At 67.6% G+C, this 26,190-nt stretch carries 22 protein-coding genes and 1 CRISPR repeat array; of the genes, 18 read left to right on the forward strand and 4 right to left on the reverse strand.

The window, feature by feature from the left end; genetic code table 11:
• Window positions 1-41 precede the first annotated feature (41 nt).
• From TMZ1T_RS11020 to cas2e, 8 genes are read left to right on the forward strand one after another with little or no spacing between them, the layout of a single operon-like run.
• Window positions 42-2,672, forward strand: a complete 2,631-nt coding sequence (locus TMZ1T_RS11020; RefSeq protein WP_012585432.1) for a CRISPR-associated helicase/endonuclease Cas3 — start codon at window positions 42-44, stop codon at window positions 2,670-2,672.
• A gap of 3 nt (window positions 2,673-2,675) precedes the next feature.
• Complete coding sequence (locus tag TMZ1T_RS11025) at window positions 2,676-4,256, forward strand: CRISPR-associated protein Cse1 (RefSeq protein WP_012585433.1); 1,581 nt, start codon at window positions 2,676-2,678, stop codon at window positions 4,254-4,256.
• Complete coding sequence (locus tag TMZ1T_RS11030) at window positions 4,253-4,783, forward strand: type I-E CRISPR-associated protein Cse2/CasB (RefSeq protein ID WP_012585434.1); 531 nt, start codon at window positions 4,253-4,255, stop codon at window positions 4,781-4,783. Before TMZ1T_RS11025 ends, TMZ1T_RS11030 begins: the two co-directional genes overlap by 4 nt.
• Before the next feature lie 38 nt (window positions 4,784-4,821).
• Window positions 4,822-6,006 (forward strand): type I-E CRISPR-associated protein Cas7/Cse4/CasC, encoded by a 1,185-nt coding sequence (cas7e, locus tag TMZ1T_RS11035; RefSeq protein ID WP_012585435.1) that lies wholly within the window; start codon window positions 4,822-4,824, stop codon window positions 6,004-6,006.
• Window position 6,007: 1 nt separating this feature from the next.
• Window positions 6,008-6,739 (forward strand): type I-E CRISPR-associated protein Cas5/CasD, encoded by a 732-nt coding sequence (cas5e, locus tag TMZ1T_RS11040; protein ID WP_012585436.1) that lies wholly within the window; start codon window positions 6,008-6,010, stop codon window positions 6,737-6,739.
• Window positions 6,736-7,452, forward strand: a complete 717-nt coding sequence (gene cas6e / locus TMZ1T_RS11045; RefSeq protein ID WP_012585437.1) for a type I-E CRISPR-associated protein Cas6/Cse3/CasE — start codon at window positions 6,736-6,738, stop codon at window positions 7,450-7,452. Before cas5e ends, cas6e begins: the two co-directional genes overlap by 4 nt.
• The gene (gene cas1e, locus TMZ1T_RS11050; RefSeq protein ID WP_012585438.1) at window positions 7,446-8,339 is read left to right on the forward strand and encodes a type I-E CRISPR-associated endonuclease Cas1e; all 894 of its coding nucleotides are present in this window, start codon (window positions 7,446-7,448) and stop codon (window positions 8,337-8,339) included. Before cas6e ends, cas1e begins: the two co-directional genes overlap by 7 nt.
• Window positions 8,311-8,622 carry a type I-E CRISPR-associated endoribonuclease Cas2e gene (gene cas2e, locus TMZ1T_RS11055; RefSeq protein ID WP_012585439.1) on the forward strand — a complete coding sequence of 104 codons (312 nt, stop codon included), beginning with the start codon at window positions 8,311-8,313 and terminating at the stop codon, window positions 8,620-8,622. Before cas1e ends, cas2e begins: the two co-directional genes overlap by 29 nt.
• 59 nt (window positions 8,623-8,681) lie before the next feature.
• A CRISPR array of direct repeats spans window positions 8,682-11,517; the repeat unit is 29 nt; unit sequence GGTTCCCCCGCGTCCGCGGGGATAGGCCC.
• A 76-nt stretch (window positions 11,518-11,593) separates the two neighbouring features.
• Here the strand turns inward: cas2e and TMZ1T_RS11060 are convergent.
• Entirely contained in the window at window positions 11,594-12,277 is a 684-nt protein-coding gene (locus tag TMZ1T_RS11060) for an SDR family oxidoreductase (protein ID WP_012585440.1), read from the reverse strand.
• A 168-nt stretch (window positions 12,278-12,445) separates the two neighbouring features.
• Here TMZ1T_RS11060 and TMZ1T_RS11065 point away from each other — a divergent pair, with 168 nt between their 5' ends.
• The 4 genes from TMZ1T_RS11065 to serB all read left to right on the forward strand — a co-directional run bounded on the left by TMZ1T_RS11065 (window position 12,446) and on the right by serB (window position 15,257).
• Window positions 12,446-12,682, forward strand: coding sequence for a hypothetical protein (locus TMZ1T_RS11065; RefSeq protein ID WP_041589656.1), 237 nt, complete (start codon window positions 12,446-12,448; stop codon window positions 12,680-12,682).
• 130 nt (window positions 12,683-12,812) lie between these two features.
• On the forward strand, window positions 12,813-13,196 hold the full coding sequence (locus TMZ1T_RS11070; protein WP_004302141.1) for a cupin domain-containing protein: 384 nt from the start codon (window positions 12,813-12,815) through the stop codon (window positions 13,194-13,196).
• Window positions 13,197-13,338: 142 nt separating this feature from the next.
• Window positions 13,339-14,415, forward strand: coding sequence for a 3-deoxy-7-phosphoheptulonate synthase (locus tag TMZ1T_RS11075; protein WP_004302143.1), 1,077 nt, complete (start codon window positions 13,339-13,341; stop codon window positions 14,413-14,415).
• Window positions 14,412-15,257, forward strand: a complete 846-nt coding sequence (gene serB / locus TMZ1T_RS11080) for a phosphoserine phosphatase SerB (RefSeq protein WP_004302146.1) — start codon at window positions 14,412-14,414, stop codon at window positions 15,255-15,257. Before TMZ1T_RS11075 ends, serB begins: the two co-directional genes overlap by 4 nt.
• 250 nt (window positions 15,258-15,507) lie before the next feature.
• Here the strand turns inward: serB and TMZ1T_RS11085 are convergent, their stop codons facing one another.
• Window positions 15,508-16,212, reverse strand: coding sequence for an ABC transporter ATP-binding protein (locus tag TMZ1T_RS11085; RefSeq protein ID WP_012585441.1), 705 nt, complete (start codon window positions 16,210-16,212; stop codon window positions 15,508-15,510).
• Here TMZ1T_RS11085 and TMZ1T_RS11090 point away from each other — a divergent pair.
• Window positions 16,196-16,831 (forward strand): arylesterase, encoded by a 636-nt coding sequence (locus TMZ1T_RS11090; protein ID WP_041589657.1) that lies wholly within the window; start codon window positions 16,196-16,198, stop codon window positions 16,829-16,831. The genes TMZ1T_RS11085 and TMZ1T_RS11090 overlap by 17 nt on opposite strands.
• Before the next feature lie 249 nt (window positions 16,832-17,080).
• Here the strand turns inward: TMZ1T_RS11090 and selD are convergent, their stop codons facing one another.
• Window positions 17,081-18,121 (reverse strand): selenide, water dikinase SelD, encoded by a 1,041-nt coding sequence (gene selD / locus TMZ1T_RS11095; RefSeq protein ID WP_012585443.1) that lies wholly within the window; start codon window positions 18,119-18,121, stop codon window positions 17,081-17,083.
• 59 nt (window positions 18,122-18,180) lie between these two features.
• Here selD and mnmH point away from each other — a divergent pair, with 59 nt between their 5' ends.
• The gene (mnmH, locus tag TMZ1T_RS11100) at window positions 18,181-19,233 is read left to right on the forward strand and encodes a tRNA 2-selenouridine(34) synthase MnmH (RefSeq protein WP_012585444.1); all 1,053 of its coding nucleotides are present in this window, start codon (window positions 18,181-18,183) and stop codon (window positions 19,231-19,233) included.
• A gap of 213 nt (window positions 19,234-19,446) precedes the next feature.
• Here mnmH and TMZ1T_RS11105 read toward each other — a convergent pair whose 3' ends face one another.
• The gene (locus TMZ1T_RS11105; RefSeq protein WP_012585445.1) at window positions 19,447-20,031 is read right to left on the reverse strand and encodes a class I SAM-dependent methyltransferase; all 585 of its coding nucleotides are present in this window, start codon (window positions 20,029-20,031) and stop codon (window positions 19,447-19,449) included.
• A 268-nt stretch (window positions 20,032-20,299) separates the two neighbouring features.
• Here TMZ1T_RS11105 and TMZ1T_RS11110 point away from each other — a divergent pair, with 268 nt between their 5' ends.
• The 4 genes from TMZ1T_RS11110 to TMZ1T_RS11125 all read left to right on the forward strand — a co-directional run bounded on the left by TMZ1T_RS11110 (window position 20,300) and on the right by TMZ1T_RS11125 (window position 26,118).
• Window positions 20,300-22,774, forward strand: coding sequence for a glycogen/starch/alpha-glucan phosphorylase (locus TMZ1T_RS11110; protein ID WP_012585446.1), 2,475 nt, complete (start codon window positions 20,300-20,302; stop codon window positions 22,772-22,774).
• Between the two features lie 154 nt (window positions 22,775-22,928).
• Window positions 22,929-24,812 (forward strand): NAD(P)H-dependent oxidoreductase subunit E, encoded by a 1,884-nt coding sequence (locus TMZ1T_RS11115; protein ID WP_004302162.1) that lies wholly within the window; start codon window positions 22,929-22,931, stop codon window positions 24,810-24,812.
• Window positions 24,809-25,540: a 2Fe-2S iron-sulfur cluster-binding protein gene (locus TMZ1T_RS11120; protein WP_004302164.1), complete on the forward strand. Its 732-nt coding sequence runs from the start codon at window positions 24,809-24,811 to the stop codon at window positions 25,538-25,540. Before TMZ1T_RS11115 ends, TMZ1T_RS11120 begins: the two co-directional genes overlap by 4 nt.
• Window positions 25,537-26,118: an NADH-quinone oxidoreductase subunit B family protein gene (locus TMZ1T_RS11125; RefSeq protein WP_012585447.1), complete on the forward strand. Its 582-nt coding sequence runs from the start codon at window positions 25,537-25,539 to the stop codon at window positions 26,116-26,118. Before TMZ1T_RS11120 ends, TMZ1T_RS11125 begins: the two co-directional genes overlap by 4 nt.
• The last annotated feature ends 72 nt before the right edge of the window (window positions 26,119-26,190 follow it).

Here is a 26,190-nt window from a genome sequence, read left to right on the forward strand (position 1 = left end):
CATGTTGGTCGGACATATCGAGGCTGGATGAAACAAATCCGATGCGCCATAACCTGAGTGAAGCCTTCGCATTTGGCAAGCTGGACCGTTCCGAGGACGCTATCAAATGGCATCCTCTGGTCGATCATTTAGCGGACGTCGCGGCCGTTTTTGAGGCGCTGTGCGCATGCCGAGCCATCCGCCGATCCATCGAGGCAGTTGCTGGGCGTAGCCTCGACCATCGTGACTTCGCGCGGCTTGCTGCCCTCGCCTTTCTTCATGACCTTGGCAAAGCGAACGCGGGGTTCCAGGCAAAGCGCTGGCTAAACGAGGAACGGCCGCGCGGCAGGCTGACCGCCGGGCACAGCGCGGAGGCAATCGCGCTGCTCGAAGCAAGTAATCACAGCGACGAAGCCGAGGCGCTGCTACTGCACCTGCCTATTCTTGAAATCTGCGGCTGGGGGAAGCCTGAGACCCTGGACAACTTGCTACGCGCCAGCATTGCGCACCATGGACGGCCGATCGCCAACGCACCCGACTGGTTCAACGCCAGGATCCATTGGTCCAGGCAAGGTGAGTATGACCCCGCCGAACAACTAAAGAGCATTGGCGCCGCCCTCCAACGCTTCGTTCCAGAGGCATTCGTCGAAGGGGGCCTGCCACTTCCCGATACGCCGCGCTTCGCGCATTACTTCGCCGGCCTCGTCCAATTGGCCGACTGGTTGGGTTCGGACACTCGATTTTTCCCCTTCACGAATGTGGGCGATCGAGATCGCATCGGCAATAGCCGTGAACTGGCATCGACAGCGGTGCGCGAGATCGGCCTCGATCCTGAGCCTTGCCGTAAGCGGTTCGAGCAGGCATCACCAGATTTCGGCGACGTATTCGATACGACCACTCCCTATCCCGCCCAGTCCGCAATGTCCGACCCGGCGCTTGGTCAGGTTGTCGTGCTCGAAGCCGAGACTGGCAGCGGCAAGACCGAAGCCGCGCTGTGGCGCTACCTTCATCTGTTCGCGCGTGGCGCAGTCGACGGGCTTTACTTTGCCCTACCGACCCGCGTGGCCGCATCACAGGCCTACCGGCGCGTGCGCGAGGCGCTTTCGCGCGCTTGGCCCGAGGGCGCTCCGCTCGCGGTTCGGGCATTGGCCGGTTATGCCGCCGCGGATGGGGAAACAGCTCGGGCGCTGCCCGATTTCAAGGTGTTGTGGAGCGACGATCCGTCCGATGCCGAAGCGGGTCGGCGATGGGCGGGCGAGAGTTCGAAGCGCTTCCTCGCCGCACCGGTTGCCGTCGGCACGGTCGACCAGGCACTGCTCGGCACGCTGCAGGTAAAGCATGCTCACTTGCGCCATGCGCTGACGGCGCGTTCGCTGCTTGTCATCGACGAAGTGCACGCATCGGACGCTTACATGGCCGTGTTGATCGAACAGCTCATCAACGCACAAATTGCGCTCGGCGGCCATACGCTACTGTTGTCCGCGACACTCGGCGCAGCGGCCCGGACTCGCTACCTCGCTGCCGGCAACCGCAAGGCGCAGCATCTGCCGTCACTCGCCCAAGCGAGCGGCCTACCCTACCCTGCCATAAGCGATGCTTGGGGCATTCGTTCCACAAGCGGCGCACCGCGAGAGAAGCGGGTCGCCTGGCAGTGTGAGGACGCCATCGATGACCCGCAGCGCGTCGCCGCCCTTGCGCTCGAAGCCGCCGAACAGGGCGCCCGCGTGCTGGTGATCCGAAACACCGTGCCGGCAGCCGTCGCCACCCTTGCAGCGCTCGAAGCGGCCACACCCAACGTAACCTGGCTCTTCAATCGTGACGGCGTCATCACGCTGCATCACAGCCGCTTCTCGCGCGAAGACCGGCTCATGCTCGACGCGACGGTCGAAGCCCAACTCGGCAAAGGACGCTCCAGCGGACCGCTGATCGTGGTCGGCACCCAGACGCTGGAGCAAAGCCTGGATCTCGACGCCGACTTCCTGATCACCGACCTGTGCCCGATGGACGTGCTGTTGCAGCGCATCGGCCGATTACATCGCCATATGCGCCCCGTCGAGGCTCGACCCAACGCGTTCAGGGAGGCGCGTGTGCTTGTGCTGACGCCCGAAGGGGGCGACCTCACACCGTGCCTTACCCGCCCGCGGCACGGACTCGGCCGCTTTCACGACGGCGGCGGCGTGTATGCCGACACCCGCATCCTCGAAGCTACGCGCAAGCTGATTCACTCCGAATCTCAGGTCCGCATCCCGGCCGACAACCGGCGACTGGTCGAGTCCGCCACGCACCCGGAGGCGCTGCACGCCATCGAATCGCTGGACACAGCTTGGGCGACACATGGTCAGCAGATTGACGGCGACACGGGTGCCCGCCGCACCAGCGCCAAGCTGGGACTCCTGCCCCTCGACACCGCATTCGTCGAACTTGGCTTCCCCGACGAAGTAAAGCTCGCAACACGCCTCGGCGCTGCTGACCGTCTGCTCACTTTCGATTCGCCCCTCCAAGGGCCTTTTGGCCGGACGGTGCGGGAGCTTCCAATTAGGCACCACTTGCTGCCGCGCGCCCTCCCACTTGAAGCGTTACCCGACGAGATCGTCGTCGAGCATGGCGGCTTTAGGTTCCGCCTGGCCGACACGCACTATCGCTACAGCCGCATCGGCCTTGAAAAACTTCCGCAAACTGCCGCCTCGGAGTAACGAATGGACCGCACCCGTCTGAACATACTCGACGAACCGCTGATTCGCGTCCGCGATCTCGGTGGGCAACCGCAACGACTCACATTGCCGCAACTCCTGGTTGCCCTCGGTCGTGATGCGGTGCGCGACTACCCTGCACTGCGCCCCCATCAGCGCCACCCCTGGCACGCGCTGCTGGTGCAACTGGCCGCTCTTGCGCTGCACGCCGCCGACGAGGACTGTCCTTGGGATGAGGCTACCGATTGGCGCGCGGCACTACTCGCTCTGACGCCCAATCATCCGGACGGTTGCGCCTTTTGCCTCGTTGCCCCGCACGACCGTCCAGCTTTCCTTCAACCCCCTGTGCCAAGCGGAAAGTTGGATGGTTGGAAATACATTGCCACCCCTGACGCACTCGACATGCTGGTCACGTCGAAGAACCATGATCTTAAGAGCGAGCGAATGCGGCACGCGGAGGCGGACGACTGGCTGTTTGCCCTGGCAAGCCTGCAAACGCAAGAGGGGTTCCTCGGGAAAGGGAACTACGGCATTTCTCGCATGAACGGAGGTTTTTCGAGCCGTCCCGCCCTCGGCGTCGCACCCGCAGGTGGAGTCGGTGTGCGATGGCGACGCGATATTGGCGCACTTCTCACCGAACGTGACGACATCACCGAGACCATAGGTTTTCAGCGCGACGGCGGCATGGCACTGCTCTGGATACCCCCATGGGACGGCACAAAGAGCCTCGCCTTCACGGCGCTCGACCCGTTCTACATCGAAATCTGTCGGCGGATCCGATTTGTCCTTGACTCGGATGGCCGCCTGAAGGCGCACGGAATTGGAACCTCTGTAGCGCGCGTAGATGCGGCGGCGCGCAAGGGTGTCACTGGCGACGCATGGACGCCGGTCGAAGAAGATAAAGCGCTTACGCTTGGTGCCGACGGTTTCAACTACGGCCTTGCTGCGGAGTTAGCATGGGGCTCGAAGTACCGTAAGACCCTCGCTCAAGCACTTCGCGCAGAAGATGGCATCGCGGGAATTTCTCTGCTTGCACAAGGGGTGGTACGAGGCCAGGGAAAGACGGAGGGTTACCACGAGCGCCGAATTCCTCTCACGAAAAAGGCCATCGGCTATTTGCGTGGTGGACAGACTGACCTTCCGGCAGCAATCGCCGCTGCCCGAGTGAAAGCTGTGGCGACGATGCGTGGTTCTATCTTGCGCACCGCACTGTTCTACTTGCTCGAAGCCGGTACTGAGAAGATCGATTTCGACCGTCGCACTGCCAAACAGCAGATCGAAGCCTTCATACGAGCCTTTGAACGCACCGAAGATGCGCGCTTTTTCGAGGACCTGAATCGAGAGATTGAAACCGAGGACAGGAACGCCGAGCGGCTCGCGTGGATGCTCGGGCTCGCTGAACGCGCCGAAGTTGTGCTGAAGGGCGCTTTCACGATCGGCCCCCAAAGCGGCGAGCGTCGATATCGTGCGCGGTCGCGGGCGCTATCCTATTTTCATGGCGCGCTACGCAGTGGCAAACACCCTGAACTCGTCGCACTCGCACAGCACCTTCGCTCTCACCAAGCGGCAGAGGAGGCCGCGTTATGAACCAGACCGACACGACACCGCCCGCATCACCGCTAGGTCGGCTTGCGCAAGTCATCACGCGGCGGCAGCACTTCCGCGGGGACGCCAACGCACTCGACACGGGTGAGCAGGCCGCGCTCGCACGTCTCGATCCCGAGGCGCCGCGGCCTCACCAGATCGGTGCGCTAGCCCATGCGCTGGTGCTGGCCGGCATCACACCGGATGACTGGCAGCACACAACCTGGCGACGCTGGGCCTTGTTGGCGCAAGGCATGGCACTGGCAGGTCACGACGGCTCCGCCCGACTCGGGACCCAACTCGCCCACGCCGCAGTGTCCGAAAGCCGTGTCACCCGTCTGCTTACTGCGCGCGGTGACGCCTTTAGCCAGCAGGTGCCGCGTGTGGTGCGGCTGATGGCGAGCCGCAGCACTTCACCCAACTGGCTTGAGTTCGGTGCGCTGATTCTCGCCACCGACCACGACGAAGCCCGTGCCGAGACCCTACGCCTACGTATCGCCGGCAGTTACTACTCGACTACCCATTCCTGAACCGAATCCACACGATCGAACACCGACAGGACATCGCCATGAGTCTCCCGCGCTTCATCCAGATCCACACCCTGCACACCTACCCCGCTGCCCTGCTCAACCGTGACGATGCCGGACTCGCAAAACGCCTCCCCTACGGCGGCGCGATCCGAACGCGCATTTCCTCACAGTGCCTCAAGCGCCACTGGCGCGTCGCCGACGACGCGTTTTCGCTGGCGAAACTGGGCGTGCCGATGGCCACGCGCACACGCTACGTCGCCGAATTGATTCGCCAACGCCTTATCGAGCAAGGCATCGACGAAGCGCGCGCCTACGCTACCGCCGAGGCCCTGCTTGAGGCCCTGTTCGGCGAGAAGGCCGACAAGAAGAAGGAAGGCGTCAAGGCACTTCAAACCGGGCAGGCGGTGCTCTTCGGCAACGAAGAAATCGCTTACCTTGCGCGCCGCTGCCGAGACATCACTGGCGACTTTTCCGATCCAGTCGCGCTGAAGGCAGAGGTGGCGAAGTTCCTCAAAGAGGAAAAGAAGAACATCGAGGCGATGAAGCTCGGCAGCGGCCTCGAATCGGCTCTCTTCGGTCGCATGGTTACCTCTGACCTGCTTGCCAACCGCGACGCATCGGTGTCGGTCGCCCACGCCTTCACGGTGCATGAAGCGCAGGTCGAAAACGACTACTTCACCGTAGTCGATGATTTTGCCCAGGCGGAAGATGGTGCGGGCTCGGCCGGCATCTTCGATACCGAACTCGCCTCGGGGTTGTACTACGGATACGTGGTTATCGACGTGCCGCAACTCGTTGCAAACCTCGAGGGCATCAAAGTCGAGGATGTCTTCACGATCGGGGCCGACAAGCGTGGTTTGGCCGGCAAGGTCGTCCAACATTTGCTGCACCTTATCGCCACCGTGAGCCCCGGCGCCAAGCGTGGATCCACTGCACCATACGACTGGGCAAAGTTCGTCTTGGTCGAGGCCGGTGACTGGCAACCGCGCAGCCTTGCAGCAGCTTTCCACGATCCAATACCGCTCAAGGGCGACTCTTCGATCCGTGGCCGCGCCGCTAGCAAACTGGCCAAAGAGATCGCGGCCTTCGACGCAGCATACGGAATGCCTACGGCGCGCCGGTTCCTGTCGCTGGACGAGTTGGCTGTTCCCGCCGCGGAGCGCGCGACGCTCTCACAACTGGGTGAGTGGATCGCACAAACCGTTCGCGACGGCGCGTGCTGAGATGGCAAACCACCTGCTCATCCGCCTCGAAGGGCCGTTAATGGCCTTTGGCGGCGAGACCATCGACAACATTGGCGTGATCCGCGACTTCCCGGCGCAGTCGATGCTGACCGGTCTGATCGCCAATGCACTCGGCTGGCGGCGCGAGGATGCGGGAGCGCATGACCGACTTCAGGCTCGAGTCGTGTTCGGGGCAAGACTCGACCGTGCCGGTTCGCGCATGCGGGAATATCAGACGGCCTTGTTAGGGATGAACGATAGTGGTTGGACGACTGGTGGGTTACCCGAGGGGCGCGAGCAAAGTCCGTCATATCGGGCTGACCGAGCCGGCAAAAAGGTGCTGACGTTGCAACGTTATCGAGACCACCATACGGACGCTGCCGTGCTCGTCGCCCTGCGCCTCGAACCAGCCAACGAAACCCCTACGCTGGACGCTGTTGCCAACGCTCTGCAGCGCCCAGCGCGCCCACTTTTCCTTGGGCGCAAGCCCTGTCTGCCAGCTGCGCCGCTGTTTGCAGGCTGGATCGACGCGCCGGACGTACTCACTGCGCTACGAGACGCTGTCCCACTGGCTGCCAACGCCCGACCTCGCGTGATGTGGCCGGCTGGCGAAGGTGAAATGCCCGGCGCCCGCCAGATTGACCTGTGCGATGAACGCAACTGGACCAGCGGTGTGCATGGCGGCTGGCGCCCCGTTTGCGAGGGCAACCTGAAGTTGGAGGAGCGAACGTGAGTTTGACGCTTTTACAATGCCATCCCGACCCGCACCGGCTCGCCGCCTGGGCGACGCGCTTCGGACTGACCGCTGGCGGTGACGACCTTGGCTACGCGCTGCACACACTGCTGGCGGCAGCCTTCGGCGACCTCGCGCCCAAGCCCTTCCGACATTTTGGCGATGTGCGCGGCCTGTTGGCCTACAGCGGGCAAGGCGCCGACCGTATCCACACGGCTGCCCAAATGGCCGCGCCCGACGTCCACGCCGTTCTGGGCCTTGAGCGCTTTGCTGCTCGCAGCTTCCCGACCGACTGGGCAGCGGGCAGGCGGCTGGGTTTCGAGTTGCGGGTGCGGCCGGTGCTGAGGACGAAAGATGGACGCGAACGTGACGTTTTCCTCTCCCAGGCCGAGAAACGTGGCGTAGCGGAGAAAGAGCTGTCGCGTGAGGCTGTGTACTTGGAATGGCTTCAGCGCGAGTTGGCACGCGGCGACGCCGCAAACGTCGACCGCGCACAACTGGATGGTTTCCGTCTCACTTCCAGCTTGCGCAAGGGAAGCGCAGTCGTTGGCCGGCGCCCCGCTCAGCGTGTAACGGGCCCCGACGCATTGTTTTCCGGCGAACTCACGGTGCGCGACCCAGCGGGCTTCGCGGCACTGATTGCGCGCGGGGTTGGACGCCATCGCGCCTTCGGATTCGGCATGCTGCTTCTGCGGCCACCCTCTGAATGCTGAAAGGCCGCCTTGGGCTTGAGACCGCACGCATCCCCCACGCTGACCGGCACGGCCTGCTATGGCTCGAGCGCGGAGAGTTGTGTGTGGTCGACGGCTGTCTGCACTTCATGGCGGGAAAAGACAGCCTCACGCCCTACATCGATCAGATCCCGCATCAAGCAGTGTCGATGATCCTGCTGGGACCAGGCAGCAGCGTCACCCACGACGCCCTGCGCCTGCTCGCCCGACATGGCACGCTGATGGCGGCGGTTGGCACGGATGGCGTACGCAGCTACACCGCGCCAGCCCTGCTGCCCGACCGCTCGGACGTCGCGCGCCGACAAGCGGAGCTGTGGGGCAATCCGCGCCGGCGCATTGCCGTCGCCCGCCGCATGTACGCCCTGCGCCTGGGCGAAATATTGCCTCACCGTGATCTGGACACGCTGCGTGGCATCGAAGGCTCGCGGGTGAAGACGCTTTACCGGCTAACCGCCGAGCGCTACCGCATTCCCTGGAACGGTCGCCATTACGACCGCGCTGCGCCCGAAGCGACCGATACACCGAATCAGGCAATCAATCATGCGGCCACTGCTGTGCAGGCCGCGGCGGCGATCGCAGTACAGTCGCTGGCTGCAATTCCGCAGCTTGGCTTCATTCACGAGGACTCGGGTCAGTCCTTCGTTCTCGACATTGCCGATCTGTTTCGCGATTCGATCACGTTGCCGATCGCATTTGCCGCGGCACGCAAGGCACTCGACGGTGCGCCAGACACTATCGACCGATTGGTGCGACGCGAGGCGGCAGCGGTTTTCAGGAAGCAGTCCGTGATTCCAACAATGATCGACAAGATCAAGGCTGTGTTGCGCATGGAGGAAGTAGATGCCGCTGGTGGTGATAGTGACGCGTGATGTCGCCGATCGTTTTCGAGGCTTTCTCAAATCGGTGATGCTTGAGGTTGCCCCTGCAGTCTACGTATCACCACGTATGAGTAAGGGCGTGCGGGATCGGACTTGGAACGTACTCGCCGAGTGGCACGACTTCGAGCCGCGCGGCAGCATCGTCATGGTCTGGCGCGACAACAATGAAACTGGCGGCGTCGGCCTCGCTCATCTCGGAGAGCCGCCGCGAGAACTGGTCGAGATGGATGGGATGTGGGTCGCCCGGCTGAGGCGACAAGCTCAATCTCTTTAACAAATTGGGAATATGGTTTCTTGAGTTTTCCTTTTTGAGTCATGGGCTTGACTTCAAGAGGTTCCCCCGCGTCCGCGGGGATAGGCCCCCAGGCGCAGAACGCCCGGTCGGCCTCGGCGAGGTTCCCCCGCGTCCGCGGGGATAGGCCCTCGAACACGTAAGCCATGCCGCCGCACTGCTGGGTTCCCCCGCGTCCGCGGGGATAGGCCCTCGCCCTGCTCCATGCTCTCGAATGCGAGCGAGGTTCCCCCGCGTCCGCGGGGATAGGCCCTCGTTGATCGTGATCGGCTCGTCGGCGTCTTGGGTTCCCCCGCGTCCGCGGGGATAGGCCCCTCGAAGAAGCGCCGCCAGGCGACAAGCCCGTGGTTCCCCCGCGTCCGCGGGGATAGGCCCGCGACCTTCTCAGCGTCATACAGGCCGTCCGTGGTTCCCCCGCGTCCGCGGGGATAGGCCCCATCGACATCATGTGGGAGGCCCCTACGGTCGGGTTCCCCCGCGTCCGCGGGGATAGGCCCAGGGCGCGCCGTGCTCGATGATCCGGCGTCGGGGTTCCCCCGCGTCCGCGGGGATAGGCCCCTGCTCGAGGCCTGACATGGACAAGATCACAGGGTTCCCCCGCGTCCGCGGGGATAGGCCCTCGCGCAGGCCGCGGGCGATCCACGTCGGGCCGGTTCCCCCGCGTCCGCGGGGATAGGCCCGTGCCGGCGGTGTCGTGCTGGTGCCAGGCGCCGGTTCCCCCGCGTCCGCGGGGATAGGCCCTCGGCGACGAAGTTCCGGTAGGTCGCGCCCGGGGTTCCCCCGCGTCCGCGGGGATAGGCCGCTGTCGCGGCGCTTGTCGGCCTCGTCTTCCACGGTTCCCCCGCGTCCGCGGGGATAGGCCCGCGGGAAGGGCGCGATAGATCTGCGCAGCGCGGGTTCCCCCGCGTCCGCGGGGATAGGCCCCTCCGCCCGCTATGACGGGCAACCGTAACACCGGTTCCCCCGCGTCCGCGGGGATAGGCCCTTGAGTTGCTCGATCGTGGCGGCCTGAACGACGGTTCCCCCGCGTCCGCGGGGATAGGCCCCGCGACTACTACATGCCGCTGTGCATCCTCAAGGTTCCCCCGCGTCCGCGGGGATAGGCCCTTGCCGATGATGGCGACCGTCTGCTCGAGCGAGGTTCCCCCGCGTCCGCGGGGATAGGCCCGTGTTCCGTGCCGATTCGGTTGCCCCATTACCGGTTCCCCCGCGTCCGCGGGGATAGGCCCGTCCACGAAAAAATACCTATGGATTGCAATCAGGTTCCCCCGCGTCCGCGGGGATAGGCCCTGTACCTGAATCGAGTTTCGTCGCCGGAGTGGGGTTCCCCCGCGTCCGCGGGGATAGGCCCGAGCCCGGGCGGGGGGATTGCACTGTTTGCCGGGTTCCCCCGCGTCCGCGGGGATAGGCCCGTCCAGGCATAGGTCGGGCTAGTGACGCCACTGGTTCCCCCGCGTCCGCGGGGATAGGCCCTGGATCGGGTCTTCGGGCATTCCGACCTCAACGGTTCCCCCGCGTCCGCGGGGATAGGCCCTGTACTGGGTGATCAGATGCACGCCCCAGACGGGTTCCCCCGCGTCCGCGGGGATAGGCCCGGACAGACCGCTACCGTCCTCGCGTCGTACAAGGTTCCCCCGCGTCCGCGGGGATAGGCCCGGACAGACCGCTACCGTCCTCGCGTCGTACAAGGTTCCCCCGCGTCCGCGGGGATAGGCCCGGACAGACCGCTACCGTCCTCGCGTCGTACAAGGTTCCCCCGCGTCCGCGGGGATAGGCCCTCAGCCAGGAACAGCGCGACAGTCTGCGCCGCGGTTCCCCCGCGTCCGCGGGGATAGGCCCGTGCGCTCCCACGGATAGAGTTGCGCCGCCCGGGTTCCCCCGCGTCCGCGGGGATAGGCCCCTGAGCCGCCAGGCTGTCATCAATGACGACCTGGTTCCCCCGCGTCCGCGGGGATAGGCCCGAATCTCGCCTGCCTTTCATTGAGCGCCATTCGGTTCCCCCGCGTCCGCGGGGATAGGCCCGGCGGCGTTGTAGATCGGCTGTCCCACATCCAGGTTCCCCCGCGTCCGCGGGGATAGGCCCTCGGAGGTGGCGCCCCCGTTTTGGCCTTCGGCGGTTCCCCCGCGTCCGCGGGGATAGGCCCCATTCCGGCGTCGGATAGAACTGGTGCGACTTGGTTCCCCCGCGTCCGCGGGGATAGGCCCTGCTGTGTTGCGTAATTCGCCGACAGCACGCCGGTTCCCCCGCGTCCGCGGGGATAGGCCCGCCGACGAACGTCCAAGTGTGGTCCTCACCCTGGTTCCCCCGCGTCCGCGGGGATAGGCCCGAATACCAGATCCCGCGCGGTCGGGTCTATTTGGTTCCCCCACGTCCGCGGGGATAGGCCGCCGATCGACGCCGTCACCGGCGCCACCATCGGGTTCCCCCGCGTCCGCGGGGATAGGCCCCACCTCACGGCCGCCCCGCGATCACGTGGTCAGGTTCCCCCGCGTCCGCGGGGATAGGCCCCTCCACTCGTGTGTACGGGATGCCCGTTCCACGGTTCCCCCGCGTCCGCGGGGATAGGCCCGGCTCGGTGTGCGCGGCAAGGAGGCTCGGTCTGGTTCCCCCGCGTCCGCGGGGATAGGCCCGGAGTCGCTCACGGTGTTCTCGGTGTAGGCGGGGGTTCCCCCGCGTCCGCGGGGATAGGCCCGGAGTCGCTCACGGTGTTCTCGGTGTAGGCGGGGGTTCCCCCGCGTCCGCGGGGATAGGCCCGAGCGGCCCGAGTATCCGCCGGTGCTGACCGGGGTTCCCCCGCGTCCGCGGGGATAGGCCCCAGTACTTTGGCCTCACCACGCCCGAGCTGCAGGTTCCCCAGCGTCCGCGGGGATAGGCCCTTCCCTTCTAGATGTGATCTTGAGAGGGCGAGCGTATGACCTCACAGGCATGCTGCCTACGATCACGAATATCCGCTCACCGGTTCACCCACCCCCCGCACACCGGAAACACCTGCCCCACGAAGCAGTTCGCCGCCTCGCTGCACAGATAAACCGCAAAGCTGGCGTCCTCGTCCGCCGTGACCAGGCGCCCCAGCGGCACCTGCCACTTCAGGCGGTCCTTGAACGCCGGCGTGGCCTGGACCTCGGGCGGGAAGTAGGTGGGGTTCTCGACGAAATTCTGCGCAATGGCGTTGACCTGGACGCCGTGCGCCGCGGCCTCGACGCCCACCGCCTGGATGTAGGCCAGTTGCGCACCGCGCGCGGCGGCGTAGCTCGAGCGCAGGGCCATCCCGCGCAGGGCGGCGGCGCTGCCCATCAGGAGGATCTTGCCCGCCTTGCGTTCGATCATCTGCGGCAGGACGGCGGCGACCATCTCCCGCATGGGATGGACCAGGGCGGCGAAGGTGGTCTCCCATTCGCCGTCCGACACCTGATGGACGGGCGTGCTCGGCGCGGGAATCGCCAGGTTGAGGACCAGCACGTCGATGCGGCCGGCCGCCTCGATGACCGCGCGCCCAGCCCCCCGCTCCAGCAGCGCGCTTTGGTCGGGGACGACTTCGGCGCCGGCGGCGCGGAAGGCCTCGCACAGTGCCGGGCCCATGAACGCGTCGGCCTGCGTGACCAGCACCCTGCGGCCGCTCAATGAATTCGCATGCATGTCGTTTCTCCTCGGCTGCTGGGCGGGGCAGCCTCCCCACGGGGCGCGGCACGATCATCGGCGAAGCGGCGGCCCGGCAGCCGACTGTTTTCTCCTGCGCGAGCGCGATTCCGGCCCCTACGTTCCATCCTAGATGAAGACGTCTAAACTGCATCGAGAGGGATCGATGTGACACAGGCGCACGCCGCCGCCACGATTTCAACACACCGGCACCGTTTCGATCTCGCGCTCGTCGTCACCACCTTGTGCGAAGTGGAGCGCCTGCTGCTGGATGCGGGCTTTTCCCTGCGGTCGTGGGCGCAGACGCTGGCCCGGCCGCTCGCGGAGAACGGGCACATCGAGCCGGCGCGCCCGGGGCGGGGCGAAGGCGCCTTCGTGGTCGTCGATGCGGTGCGCCCCTCGTGATCTGTCGCCGGCCGCGGATGAGGACGGCAGCGCGCGGGAGCGCGACATCGGAATCTTCACGGCGGAAAGGCATCCACAACATGCGCCACACCCACTTCCAAGGGATCGTCCCTGCGCGGAGGAGATCGACATGAAGCAAGTGCAAGCGATACGACCGGACCGTGAAGTCCTGACGCGTCAGCGGCTGCCGTATTTCATCGGGATCTCGGGGCAGACGGTCGGGGCAAGCGGGCTGAGCATGCATCTGGTGACGATCCCGCCCGGGGCCCGGTCGGAGCCGCATGTCCACGTCGGCTACGAAACCGGAATCTATGTGCTCGAAGGCAGGGTCCTGACGCGCTGGGGCGCGAAGCTGGAAAATGAGGTGATCAGCGCGGCGGGGGAGTTCCTGTTCGTTCCGGCGGGGGTTCCCCACGAGGCGATCAATCTCAGCGCCACTGAAGCGGCGCGCGCGGTGGTGGCCCGCAACCATCCGGCAGAGCAGGACCAGGTTCAGCCCTACGTTGCCGGGTAGGGGCTCGGCGCGGCGGATCCATCAAGCGGCGCGGCTTCGATGCGTGCCGGCCAATCCCTTGCGCCGCGCAAATCTCCGCGGACATGCCCCGGCACGGGCGTTACAATTGCAGGCTTTCCAGGCAGCAATCGGAGTGCCCGCAATGCCCACCCAGACCGAAAACCTCAACGTCCTCGCCTTCGACCACATGCCCTCGCCGGACGAGGTGAAGGCGCGCGTGCCGCTGACCGAGCGCGCCGCGGCTGCGGTGGTGGCCGGGCGCAAGGCGGTGATGGACATCCTCGATCGCAAGGATCCGCGCGTGTTCGTGGTGGTCGGGCCGTGCTCGATCCATGACCCAGTGGCCGGGCTGGATTATGCGCGACGGCTGAAGGCGCTCGCCGACGAGGTCTCCGACGTGCTGCTGCTGGTGATGCGGGTGTATTTCGAGAAGCCGCGCACCTCGACCGGGTGGAAGGGCTACATCAACGATCCGTTCATGGACGACTCCTTCCGCATCGACGTGGGCATGGAGCGTGCGCGCAAATTCCTCCTCGACGTGTGCGAGCTCGGCCTGCCCACGGCCACCGAGGCGCTCGACCCGATCGCACCGCAGTATTACGGCGACCTCATCGCCTGGACCGCGATCGGCGCGCGCACCTCCGAGTCGCAGACCCATCGCGAGATGGCCTCGGGCCTGTCGACGCCGGTCGGCTTCAAGAACGCCACCGATGGCGACCTCGAGGTGGCGATCAACGCGATCATTTCGGCCGGCAGTCCGCACAGCTTCCTCGGCATCAACAGCCAGGGCCAGTCGGCGGTTACCCGCACGCGCGGCAACCGTTACGGCCACGTGGTGCTGCGCGGCGGCGGCGGCCGGCCCAACTACGACACGGTGTCGGTGTCGCTGGCCGAGCAGGCGCTCGCGAAGGCCAAGCTGGCGAAGAACATCGTGGTCGATTGCTCGCACGCCAACTCGTGGAAGAAGCCCGAATACCAGCCCCTGGTGATGAAGGACGTGATGCATCAGATCCGCGAGGGCAACCAGTCGATCGTCGGCCTGATGATCGAGAGCAATATCGAAGCCGGCAACCAGCCGATTCCGGCCGACCTGTCGCAGCTCAAGTACGGCTGTTCGGTCACCGATGCCTGTGTCGATTGGGCGACGACCGAGGACATGATCCGCAAGTCCGCCGCCGTGCTGCGCGACGTGCTGCCGAAGCGGGAGCGGCGCGCATGAACCTCGTCGTGCTGGCCGAGGACGTCGACAGCGTCGCGCTCAAGAACGTCGCCAAGGTGTCGGAGGCGAGCGCGATCGAGCAGATCACCACGCGCTCCTTCCGCCTCGTCGGCGCGAAGCCGGTCGAAGGTCTGGTGGCCGCGTGCGCGGCCGGGGGGCTCGACCACGTGTGGCTGCCCGAGGGCCGCCAGCTGCGCGATTTCGGCCTCTTCGTGACCGACATGGACTCGACCCTGATCAACATCGAGTGCATCGACGAGATCGCCGACATGCAGGGCTTCAAACGCGAGGTGGCGGCGATCACGGAGGCGGCGATGCAGGGCGAGATCGACTTCCGCGAGTCGCTGACGCGTCGCGTGGCCCTGCTCGCCGGCCTGCCCGAGAGCGCGCTCGCCGAGGTCTTCGATCACCGCCTGCAGCTCAACCCCGGGGCGGAGCGCCTGCTGCAGGGGTTGCAGCGCGCGGGTATCCGCACGATGCTGGTGTCGGGCGGCTTCACGTATTTCACCGAGCGGCTGAAGTCGCGGCTGGGCTTCGACTATGCGTGGGCGAACCAGCTCGAGGTGTATGACGGAAAGCTGACCGGAAAGGTGCTCGGGGACATCGTGGACGGCGAGGCCAAGGCCGCGCACCTGGAGCAGGCGCGCGACGAGTTGGGCCTCAGGCCCGAGCAGGTGATCGCCGCCGGCGACGGCGCCAACGACATCCCCATGCTGCGCGCGGCCGGCTTCGGTGTCGCCTTCCACGCCAAGCCGGTGCTGCGCGACGTCGCCCACTGCTGCCTCGACCACACCGGCCTGGACGGCATCCTCGACCTGTTCGGCCCTGGCGGCGAAAGCTGAAGCCGCACGCGGCCCCCGTTTTCGTAGGAGCGACGCAAGTCGCGATTCCGGCCCCCGCACCTCCACCGCCGCGTCAGCGCCACCGCGCCTCCCGATCGCGACTCGCGTCGCTCCCACGGCGCGCTGCACCGTCTCGCCCCCCCCGACCCGCGCCGGTTTTGTAGGAGCGACGCAAGTCGCGATTCCGGCCCCCGCACCTCCACCGCCGCGTCAGCGCCACCCCACCGCCCGATCGCGACTGGCGTCGCTCCTACGGGGCCTCGCTGAGGCGGCCGGAGTCCATGCGTAGCACGCGGCCGCAGCGGCGGGCGAGGGACTCGTCGTGGGTCACCAGGATCAGCGTGGTGCCCTGCTCGCGGTTGAGCGCGAACATCAGCTCGATGATCGCCCTCCCCGTCTCGGCGTCGAGGTTGCCGGTGGGCTCGTCGGCGAGCAGCACCCGGGGATCGGGCGCGAAGGCGCGCGCCAGCGCCACGCGTTGTTGCTCGCCGCCCGACAGGTGCTTGGGATAATGCGTGAGCCGGCTGCCCAGGCCGACGCGCTGCAGCCATTGGGTGGCGATCGCGCGCGCGTCGTCCACGCCGGCGAGCTCCAGCGGCAGCATCACGTTCTCCAGCGCGGTGAGCGCCGGCAGCAGCTGGAAGGACTGGAACACGAAGCCGATCGCCTCGCCGCGCAGCGCTGCGCGCGCGTCCTCGTCGAGCGCGAAGAGGTCGCGGCCCTGCACCCGCACCGTGCCGTGCGCGGGAACGTCCAACCCGGCGAGCAATCCCAGCAGGGTCGATTTGCCGGAGCCGGAGGCGCCCACAATCGCCACCGACTCGCCCGCACCCACGGCAAAGCCGATGTCCTGCAAAATCCGCAGCTCGCCCTGGCCGTCGGCCAGCGCGACCTGCTTGCACAGGTCATCGACCTCGATGACCGGATTGGAGAGCTCGATGCCGTTGCGTTTCATCATTCCCTTCGCGTTCATGTTCCTTTTCGGCGCCGTCGCCCGCGCCGACACCATCCTGGTATGGGGCGACAGCCTGTCGGCCGGCTACGGTCTGGAAAGGGGCCAGGAATGGCCCACCCTGTTGCAGACGCGTCTGCAGGCCGAAGGGTTCCGCCATGTCGTGGTCAACGCCAGTGTATCCGGCGAGACCTCGTCGGGTGGCCTCACCCGCCTGCCCGCCGCCCTGGCCGAACATGCGCCCACGCTGGTGATCCTGGAGCTCGGCGCCAACGACGGCCTGCGCGGACTCAAGCCGCAGCTGCTCGCGGACAACCTGGCCGCGATGATCGACGCTGCGGACGCGGCGGGCGCGCGCGTCCTGCTGATCGGCATGCGCATGCCGCCAAACTATGGTCCGGCCTACACGCAACGCTTCGCAGAGGTCTTCGCCAACGTGGCCGCGGAGAAGAAGGTGCCGCTCGTGCCCTTCCTGATGGACGGCTTCGCCGACCGCCCCGAGCTCTTCCTGCCCGACGGCATCCACCCGGCCGCCGAGGCGCAGCCGCGCATCGTCGACACGGTATGGGCCGGCCTTCGCCCGCTGCTTGCCGCGAAGGAGACGAAGGCAGCGCGCAAGTGAGGCTCGAAGCGCTGGGGGGAATTCAGCCGCAGGAGCGCTGCGAGGCGCGATCGTGGCGCACGGGATCCGACCGACGCCCGTCCCGGCACGATCGCCCGATCGCGACTCGCGTCGCTCCTACGAAGAACCGAAACACCGAGGGCTGGCTGTAGGAGCGACGCCAGTCGCGATCGCACTGCCCGGTCGCGCGTCGCGGCCGAAGGCAGGGGAGCACGGCGCCCGATGCCGAACGGCAGCCGCCCGTGGCGCCTACCCCACCACCACCCGCGCTGCGCCCGCCTTCATCTCGCCGACGATCGTCCCCGCCTCGCCCTGCTCGGCGCGCACCGCGGCCTGCACGGCCTCGACGGCTTCCGGCGCGCAGGCGATCAGCAGGCCGCCGGAGGTCTGCGGGTCGGTGACGAGCTTGCGCTGCCACTCCGGGGCGTCCACCGGCAGCTCCACGCTGGCACCGTAGCTCGCCCAGTTGCGCGTCGACGCGCCGGTGGCGACGCCGTCCCGGACCAGGGCGCGCGCCTCCTCGATCACCGGCAGCGCATCGAAGCGCACCGCGCCGGTCAGCGACGCGCCGCGGCACATCTCCAGCAGGTGCCCCGCGAGGCCGAAGCCGGTGACGTCGGTCACCGCGTGCACGCCGTCGAGGTCGGCGAGCCTGGCGCCGACACGGTTGAGCGTCGTCGTCCAGCGGATCATCTGCGCGTAACCGTCTGCCGACAGCCGGCCCTTCTTCAAGCCCGCCGAGAGGATGCCGATGCCGAGCGGCTTGGTGAGGATGAGCACGTCGCCCGCCTTGGCGCCGGCGTTGGTGCGCACGCGCGCGGGGTCGACCACGCCGAGGCCGACCAGACCGTAGATCGGCTCGAGCACGTCGATCGAGTGCCCGCCGGCGACCGGGATGCCCGCGTCGCGGCAGACCTCGGCGCCGCCCTTGAGGATCTCGCCGATCACCGCGGGCGGCAGCTTGTCGAGCGGCATGCCGACGATCGCCAGCGCCAGGATGGGCTGGGCGCCCATCGCATAGACGTCGGAGAGCGCGTTGGTGGCGGCGATGCGGCCGAAGTCGCGCGGGTTGTCCACGATCGGGGTGAAGAAGTCGGTGGTGGCGACGATGGCCTGGCGATCGTTGAGCTTGTAGACGGCGGCGTCGTCGGCAGTGTCGGTCCCCACCAGCAGCTCGGGTGGCACGAGGCCGGCGGGCATGGTGGCGAGCAGCTCGGCGAGCACGGCGGGGGCGATTTTGCAGCCGCAGCCGCCGCCGTGGGAGAATTCGGTCAGTCTGATTTCGTTCATGTTTCCGGGAGAGAAAGCGACGCGCGGCGCAAGTGGGCGCCGCGCGTCGTGTCAACATCATGCAAAAAGGCGTCGCGACCGTAGCACAGCTGTCCGGCTTTGACGAGATCATCGACGCGCGCACGCCCGCCGAGTTCGCCGAAGACCACATTCCCGGCGCGATCAACCTGCCGGTGCTCGACAACGACGAGCGCATCGTCGTCGGCACGATTTACAAGCAGCAGTCGGCCTTCGACGCCCGCCGCCTCGGCGGCGCGCTGGTGGCCGCCAACATCTCGCGCCACATGCTCGCCACGCTGCAGGACAAGCCCAAGAACTGGCGCCCCCTCATCTACTGCTGGCGCGGCGGCCAGCGCAGCGGCTCCTTCACCACCTGGCTGCGCATGGTGGGCTGGGACGCCTGCCAGCTCGAGGGCGGCTACAAGGCCTTCCGCCACCTGGTGATCGCCGAGATCGAGCGCATCGTACCCACGCTGGCGTTGCGCATCGTGTGCGGCCCGACCGGCAGCGCGAAGACGCGCGTGCTCGAGGCGCTCGCGGCACAAGGGGCGCAGGTGCTCGACCTGGAGGACCTCGCCGCGCACAAGGGCTCGGTGCTCGGCGCCCTGCCCGACCGTCCGCAGCCGGCGCAGAAGCGCTTCGAGACCCTGCTGTGGGATCGCCTGCGCCGGCTCGATCCGGCGCGCCCGGTGTATGTCGAGGCCGAGAGCCGCAAGATCGGCCTGGTCTTCGTGCCCGAGGCGCTGATCCTGGCGATGCGGCGCGCGCCCTGCATCCTGATCGACGCCACGCGCGCGGCCCGCCTCGAGTTTCTGGTGCGCGACTACGCCTACCTCGGCGACGACGTGGGCGCGCTGCAGGACAAGCTGCACCGCCTGCGCGAGCACCAGAGCCGCGAGACGCTCGAGCGCTGGAAATCGCTCGCCGCCGCACACGCGCTCCCCGAGCTGTTCGCCGAGCTGATCGACCAGCACTACGACCCGCTTTACCATCGTTCGCAGAATCACAACTACGTGCACTACGCCGACGCGCTGCGGGTGGAGAGCGCCGACCTGAGCGCGGCCGGGGTGCGCGCGCTGGCCGGTCGCATTCTCGCCGAAGCTGCGGAGTGAAGCGTCCGGGGCGAGCCCGAGCAGCCCCGCCACCCCAATCGGGACGCGCGTTTCCTCAAAGAACCGGCGCGTTCCCTGTGGCGCCGACGTCCGCATCGGCCGGTGGGAGCGACGCGAGTCGCGATCGGGTCGGCCCGTTGCGGCGACGCAGGTCGCGATCTCTCCGGCCGAGGGGCGGACACCGTCGCATCTTCGCCCAGGTGGCCGCCAAGCCTAGACGGATTGTGCCAGGCGGCCCGGCGATGCGCCGCGGGTCGCGCACAGGCGCTGGATCATCGCCGGACGCTCGATCTCGCCCTGCTCGAAGGCCACCACGCTCCAGCCCTCCGGAAGGCAGTCGAGCAGTTCGCGCGGACGGAGCAGGAAATCGGGGTTCGAGGGCTTGCCGAAGCGCTCGTTGCCGAGCATGAAGGTCTCGTAGATCAGCACGCCGCCCGGGCGCACCAGCTCGAAAAGCTCCGCCAAGCGCGGCCGGTACAGGTAATTTGCGACCACCACGGCGTCGAAGCGCTCGCCGCCGAGCGGCCAGTCCGTACCCTCGAGCTCGAGTACTCGCGTCGCGATCCCCGCCACCCCATCCAGCGTCGCCAGCGCCGCCGCGTCCCGATCGACCGCGGTGACGCTGCAGCCGCGCGCGGCAAGCCAGCGCGCATGCCGGCCGCCCCCCGCGGCGAAGTCGAGCACGCGCGCGCCGTCCGCGAGCAGCGCGGTGAAGCGCCGTACCCAATCGGAGGGGGCGCCGCCGGCACCGTGCAGGCTGGGGTGACGGCGGGGTTCGGGGACGGGATCGGAAGACATGGGGGCTCCTTGGATGCAAGCCTCGTCGCGGGGGCGCGGCAAGACCGGGCGTGGCCACCGCATTCTAGCGACGCTCGGCATGCCGTGCGCCGCAGGCTTGCCTTCCCACCTCGCGCTGCCCGCGCGCCCCATGCCGGGACCGACGCACAGGCACGGGCGGGCGATCGAGCGCCATTGCAGGCGAAAGGCCTAAACTAGCGGATTTAGCCACGTCACCACGCCGGCCGCGGCCGCGCCACCCGATTACCGGACCTTCACCGACGTCACCATGGATCTTGCCCAGTTCACCCTCCAGTACGACCGCCCCAGCACCGACGTCGAGTCGCTCAAGCGCGCGATCGCCAACAAGCTGATGTACCAGATCGGCAAGAACCCCGAGTCGGCGCTGCCGGAAGACTGGCTGCACGCAGTCGCCTACACCGTGCGCGACCACCTGGTCGAGCGCTGGATGAAGACCACACGGGCGAGCTACGCGCAGGACGTCAAGCGCGTCTATTACCTGTCGATGGAGTTCCTCATCGGCCGCAGCCTGGGCAACGCCATGCTCGCCCTCGAACTCGCCGGCCCCGTGCGCGAGGCGCTGCGCTTGCTCGACATCGACCCCGACAGCCTGCCCGAGCTCGAGCCCGACGCCGCGCTCGGCAACGGCGGCCTCGGTCGCCTCGCCGCCTGCTTTCTCGACTCCATGGCCACGCTCGGCGTGCCCGGCTTCGGCTACGGCATCCGCTACGACTACGGCATGTTCCGCCAGCAGATCGTCGACGGGCAACAGGTCGAGGTGCCCGACTACTGGCTCACGCACGGCAACCCGTGGGAGTTCCCCCGCCCCGAGATCCGCATGCGCATCCGCTTCGGCGGCCACCTGCAGGAGGATGGCGGGCGCGTGCATTGGGTGGGCACCGACGACGTGCTGGCGATGGCCTACGACTCGATCATCCCCGGCTACGGCACCGAGGTGACCAACACCCTGCGCCTGTGGTCAGCACGCGCCACCGAGGAGATCGACCTGTCGGCCTTCAACCGCGGCAACTATTTCGGCGCGGTGGAGAGCAAGAACCACTCCGAGAACGTCTCACGCGTGCTCTACCCGGACGACTCCACCCTCGAGGGTCGCGAACTGCGCCTGCGCCAGGAGTATTTCTTCGTCTCCGCCAGCCTGCAGGACATCCTGCGCCGCTACCGCGTCGGCCACACCGACTTCGACGCCCTGCCCGACAAGGTCAGCATCCACCTCAACGACACCCACCCGGTGCTCGCGGTGCCCGAGCTGATGCGCCTGCTGGTCGACGAACACGGGCTGGAATGGGCGCGCGCCTGGGCGTTGTGCCGGCGGGTGTTCTCCTACACCAACCACACCCTGATGCACGAGGCGCTCGAGACCTGGCCGCTGGAGATGCTCGGCCGCGTGCTGCCGCGCCACCTGCGCATGATCTTCGACATCAACGCGCACTTCCTCGCCGAGCTCAACGCCGAGCTCGGGCCCGACGTCGAGCGCATGCGCCGCATGTCGCTGATCGATGAACAGGGCGAGCGCCGCGTGCGCATGGCCTACCTCGCGATCGTCGCCTCGCATTCGGTCAATGGCGTTTCGGCGCTGCATTCGGCGCTGATGCGCGAGTCGATCTTCGCCGACTTCGCGCGCGCCTGGCCGCAGCGCTTCAACAACAAGACCAACGGCGTGACGCCGCGGCGCTGGCTGGCGCACGCCAACCCAGGGCTGGCGGCGCTGATCGACAGCCGCATCGGTCCAGCCTGGCGGCGCGACCTCGAGCAGCTCCAGGGCCTGCGCGCGCACGCCGACGACGCCGACTTCCTGCACACGCTGCGCGCGGTCAAGCAGGCCAACAAGCTGCGTCTGGCGCAGTGGATCGGCCAGCACTGCGGGCTCCACGTCGATCCGGCCGCGCTCTTCGATGTTCACGTCAAGCGCATCCACGAGTACAAGCGCCAGCTGCTCAACGTGCTGCACCTGGTGAGCCGCTACCAACGCATCCTCGCCGAGCCGAACGGCGAACACGTGCCGCGGGTGGCGATCTTCTCCGGCAAGGCGGCCTCGGCCTATCGCATGGCCAAGCTGGTGATCCGCCTCATCAACGACGTGGCTGCGGTCATCAACGCCGATGCGCGCGTCGGCGAGCGCCTCAAGGTGGTCTTCGTGCCCAACTTCAGCGTCAGCCTGGCCGAGCTCATCATTCCGGCCGCAGACCTCTCCGAGCAGATCTCCACCGCCGGCACCGAGGCCTCGGGCACCGGCAACATGAAGCTCGCACTCAACGGCGCGCTCACCATCGGCACGCTGGACGGCGCCAACGTCGAGATCCGCGAGCAGGTCGGCGAGGACAACATCTTCATCTTCGGCCACACCGCAGCCGAGGTCGCGCAGATCCGCAACGGCGGCTACCAGCCGCGCCAGTACTACGAGCGCGACGCGCGCCTGGCCGCGGCGCTCGACGCGATCCGGGCGGGCCTCTTCAGCCCGGACGAGCCGGGGCGATACCAGGCGATCTTCGACACCCTGGTGAACTGGGGCGACCACTACCTGCTGCTGGCCGACTACGCCAGCTATCTCGACGCCCAGGACCAGGCCGACGCGCGCTACCGCGATCCGCTGCAATGGAGCCGCTGCAGCCTGCTCAACATCGCCGGCATGGGGGCGTTCTCGTCCGACCGCACCATCGCCGAGTACGCGCGCACGATCTGGCACACCGAGCCGCTGCGCATCGGCAGCCCGGGCGGGCTATGAAGGCACGCGGGCGGCGGCATGGGAGCCGCCCGCGGCGCGATCGGCACGAATAAGTGCAATGCATCGGCCCCGCGCACGCTTTCCATGAGCGTCGCGGAGTGCGGCGGGCGATAATCGCGCGGCAGGGGCACGCAATCACAGGGAGCTTGCGGCGATGACGGCAGAACTCGAAACCATCCTGGAGCGTCACCGGCGCGATCCGCTGCAGTTGCTGCAGATCCTGATCGAGCTCCAGGCCCGTGACGGCTGGCTGCCGCCGGCCACGCTCTCCGCGCTGGCGGGCGCGCTCGGCATCCCGCGCGCCCGCGTCGAGAGCACCGCGAGCTTCTACAGCTTCCTGCACACCCGGCCGGCGGGCGAATACCGCATCCTGTTCTCCGACAACATCACCGACCGCATGCTCGGCAACCAGGCGCTGATGCAGACGCTGTGCGACAAGCTCTGGCTGCAGCCGGGCAAGGTGTCGGAGGACGGCCTGGCGAGAGTGTCGACCACCTCGTGCACCGGCATGTGCGACCAGGGGCCGGCGCTGCTGGCCAACGGGCGCACGATCACCCGCCTCACGCTCGAGCGCATCGACGAGATGGCGCACCTGATCCGCCGCCGGGTGCCGGTGGGCGACTGGCCGCCGGAGTGGTTCCATGTCGAGGACAAGCTCCGCCGCCGCGACGTGCTGCTCGACCATGGCCTGGCGCCGGGTGCGGCGCTCGCCGCGGCGCTCGAGCGCGGCCCCACCGGGCTGCTGTGGGAGATCGAGCGCTCCGGACTGCGCGGCCGCGGCGGCGCGGGTTTCGGCAGCGACATCAAGTGGCGCTCGTGCCGCGACGCCTGGGGCGACGCGCACTACGTGATCTGCAACGCCGACGAGGGCGAGCCCGGCACCTTCAAGGACCGCGTGCTGCTGTCGAGCTACTTCGACCTGGTGGTCGACGGCATGTGCATCGCCGGCATGGCGATCGGCGCCAACAAGGGCTTCATCTACCTGCGCGGCGAATACCGCTACCTGCTCGACCGCCTGGAAACACGCCTCGCCCAGCGCCGCGAACAGAACCTGCTCGGGCGCAACATCCTGGGCCGCGGCTTCTCCTTCGACATCGAGATCCACCTCGGCGCCGGCGCCTACATCTGCGGCGAGGAATCCGCGCTGATCGAGTCGCTCGAAGGCAAGCCGGGCAAGCCGCGCATCCGCCCGCCCTTCCCGGTCACCAACGGCTATCGCGGGCAGCCGACCACGGTGAACAACGTCGAGACGCTCGCCCTCGCCGCGCTGATCGCGGTGCGCGGCGGCGACTGGTTCCACGCCATCGGCACCCCGGCCTCGACCGGCACCAAGCTGCTGTCGGTGTCGGGCGACGTCGAGCGCCCGGGCATCTACGAGTTTCCCTTCGGTGTCACCGTGGCCGAGGTGCTCGAGGCCGCCGGCGCGCGCGACACGCAGGCGGTGACGAGCGCCGGCGCGGCCGGGCATTGCCTGGCTGCCGACGAGTTCGGTCGTCGCATCGCCTTCGAGGATGTCGCCACCGGCGGCTCGATCATGGTGTTCGACCGTTCCCGCGACATGTTCGAGGTGGCGCACAACTTCGCCCACTTCTTCGCCCACGAGAGCTGCGGCTTCTGCACGCCCTGCCGCGTCGGCACCGCGGTCAACGCCCGCCTGCTGGACAAGCTCGCCGCCGACCACGGCTCGCCCTACGACCTCGACGAGATCGCGAAGATGCACCGCCTGATGCAGGGCGCCAGCCACTGCGGCCTGGGCAACACGGCGACGATCGCGATCGACGACATGCTGGCCAAGTTCCGCCCCGCCTTCGAGCGCCGCCTGCACTCGCCCGACTACGAGCCCGCCTTCGACCTCGACGCGGCGCTGTCGCAGGCGCGCCGGATGACCGGCCGCGACGACCCCGGCGCCCACCTCGGCGACAACCACGAGGCCCTGGTCGAGGAGCGCCCCCATGCGCAGGGCGCCACCACAGCGGGCGCCGCGCAGTCCGTCCCCTCCTCCGCCGAGGCCGCCTCGGCAAAGGATCTGCAGCCATGAACGATTCCTTCCTGCTCGACGGCGAGGACATCCCCTTCACCCCCGGCCAGACCGTGATGCAGGCCGCCGCCGCCGCGGGCAAGTACATCCCGCACCTGTGCTGGCACCCCGACTTTGCCGCGCACGGCTCGTGCAAGCTGTGCACGGTGAAGATCGGCGGGCGCTTCGCCACGTCCTGCACGGTGCGCGCCGCCGCCGGCCAGGAGGTGGAGAACCGCACGGCAGAGCTCGACGCCAAGCGCCGCACGCTGCTGCAGCTGCTCTTCGTCGAAGGCAACCACTTCTGCCCTTCGTGCGAGAAGAGCGGCGACTGCGCACTGCAAGCCACCGCCTACGAGATGGGCATGCTGACGCCGCATTTCGACCACTTCTACCCCGATCGCCCGGTGGACGCCTCGCACCCCGACGTGCTGCTCGAGTTCAACCGCTGCATCCTGTGCGAGCTGTGCGTGCGCGCCAGCCGCGATGTCGACGGCAAGAACGTGTTCGCGCTCGCCGGCCGCGGCACGCAGTCGCACCTGGTGGTCAACAGCGACACGGGGCGGCTCGCCGACACCGACTTCGCCGTCACCGACCGCGCCGCCGCGGTCTGTCCGGTGGGCGTGATCCTCAGTAAACGGGTGGGCTTCGCCGTGCCGATCGGGCAGCGGACCTACGACCGCCGGCCGATCAGCGCGAGCACCAGCCCCGAAGGCAAGGCCGGTGCCGGCATCGAGGAGGCTCGATGATGGACATCGACATCGCAAAGATCGACGCTGGCGGCGCGCCACGCAAGCTCAAGGTCGCCACCGTCTCGCTCGCGGGCTGCTTCGGCTGCCACATGTCCTTTCTCGACATCGACGAGCGCCTGCTGCCGCTGCTCGAACTCGTCGAGTTCGACCGCTCGCCGCTCACCGACATCAAGCACTGCGGCCCCTGCGACATCGGCCTCATCGAGGGCGGGGTGTGCAACGCCGAGAACGTGCATGTGCTGCGCGAATTCCGCGCCAACTGCAAGGTGCTGATCGCGCTCGGCGCGTGCGCGGTCAACGGCGGGCTGCCTGCACAGCGCAATCACCTCGAGCTCGCCGACCTCCTGCAGGAGGTCTATCGAACCGGCCACGGTCTCGCCGAGGGCAGCCGCATTCCCGACGACCCCGAGCTGCCGCTGCCGCTCAACCAGGTCCATCCGGTGCATGAGGTGGTGAGGATCGATTACTTCTTGCCTGGCTGCCCGCCATCGGGCGACGCGATCTGGGCCTTCCTGACCCAGTTGATCGAAGGCAAGGACCCGAGCCTGGGACATGGGCTGCTGCACTATGACTGAAACCCCGAAAGGCTCGCGGCTCGCGCCGCTCCTGCAGGAAGCTCGAGCACCTCGCTTTTCGGCAGGAGTGGC

The organism is Thauera aminoaromatica, from assembly GCF_000021765.1.
Taxonomy (GTDB): domain Bacteria; phylum Pseudomonadota; class Gammaproteobacteria; order Burkholderiales; family Rhodocyclaceae; genus Thauera; species Thauera aminoaromatica.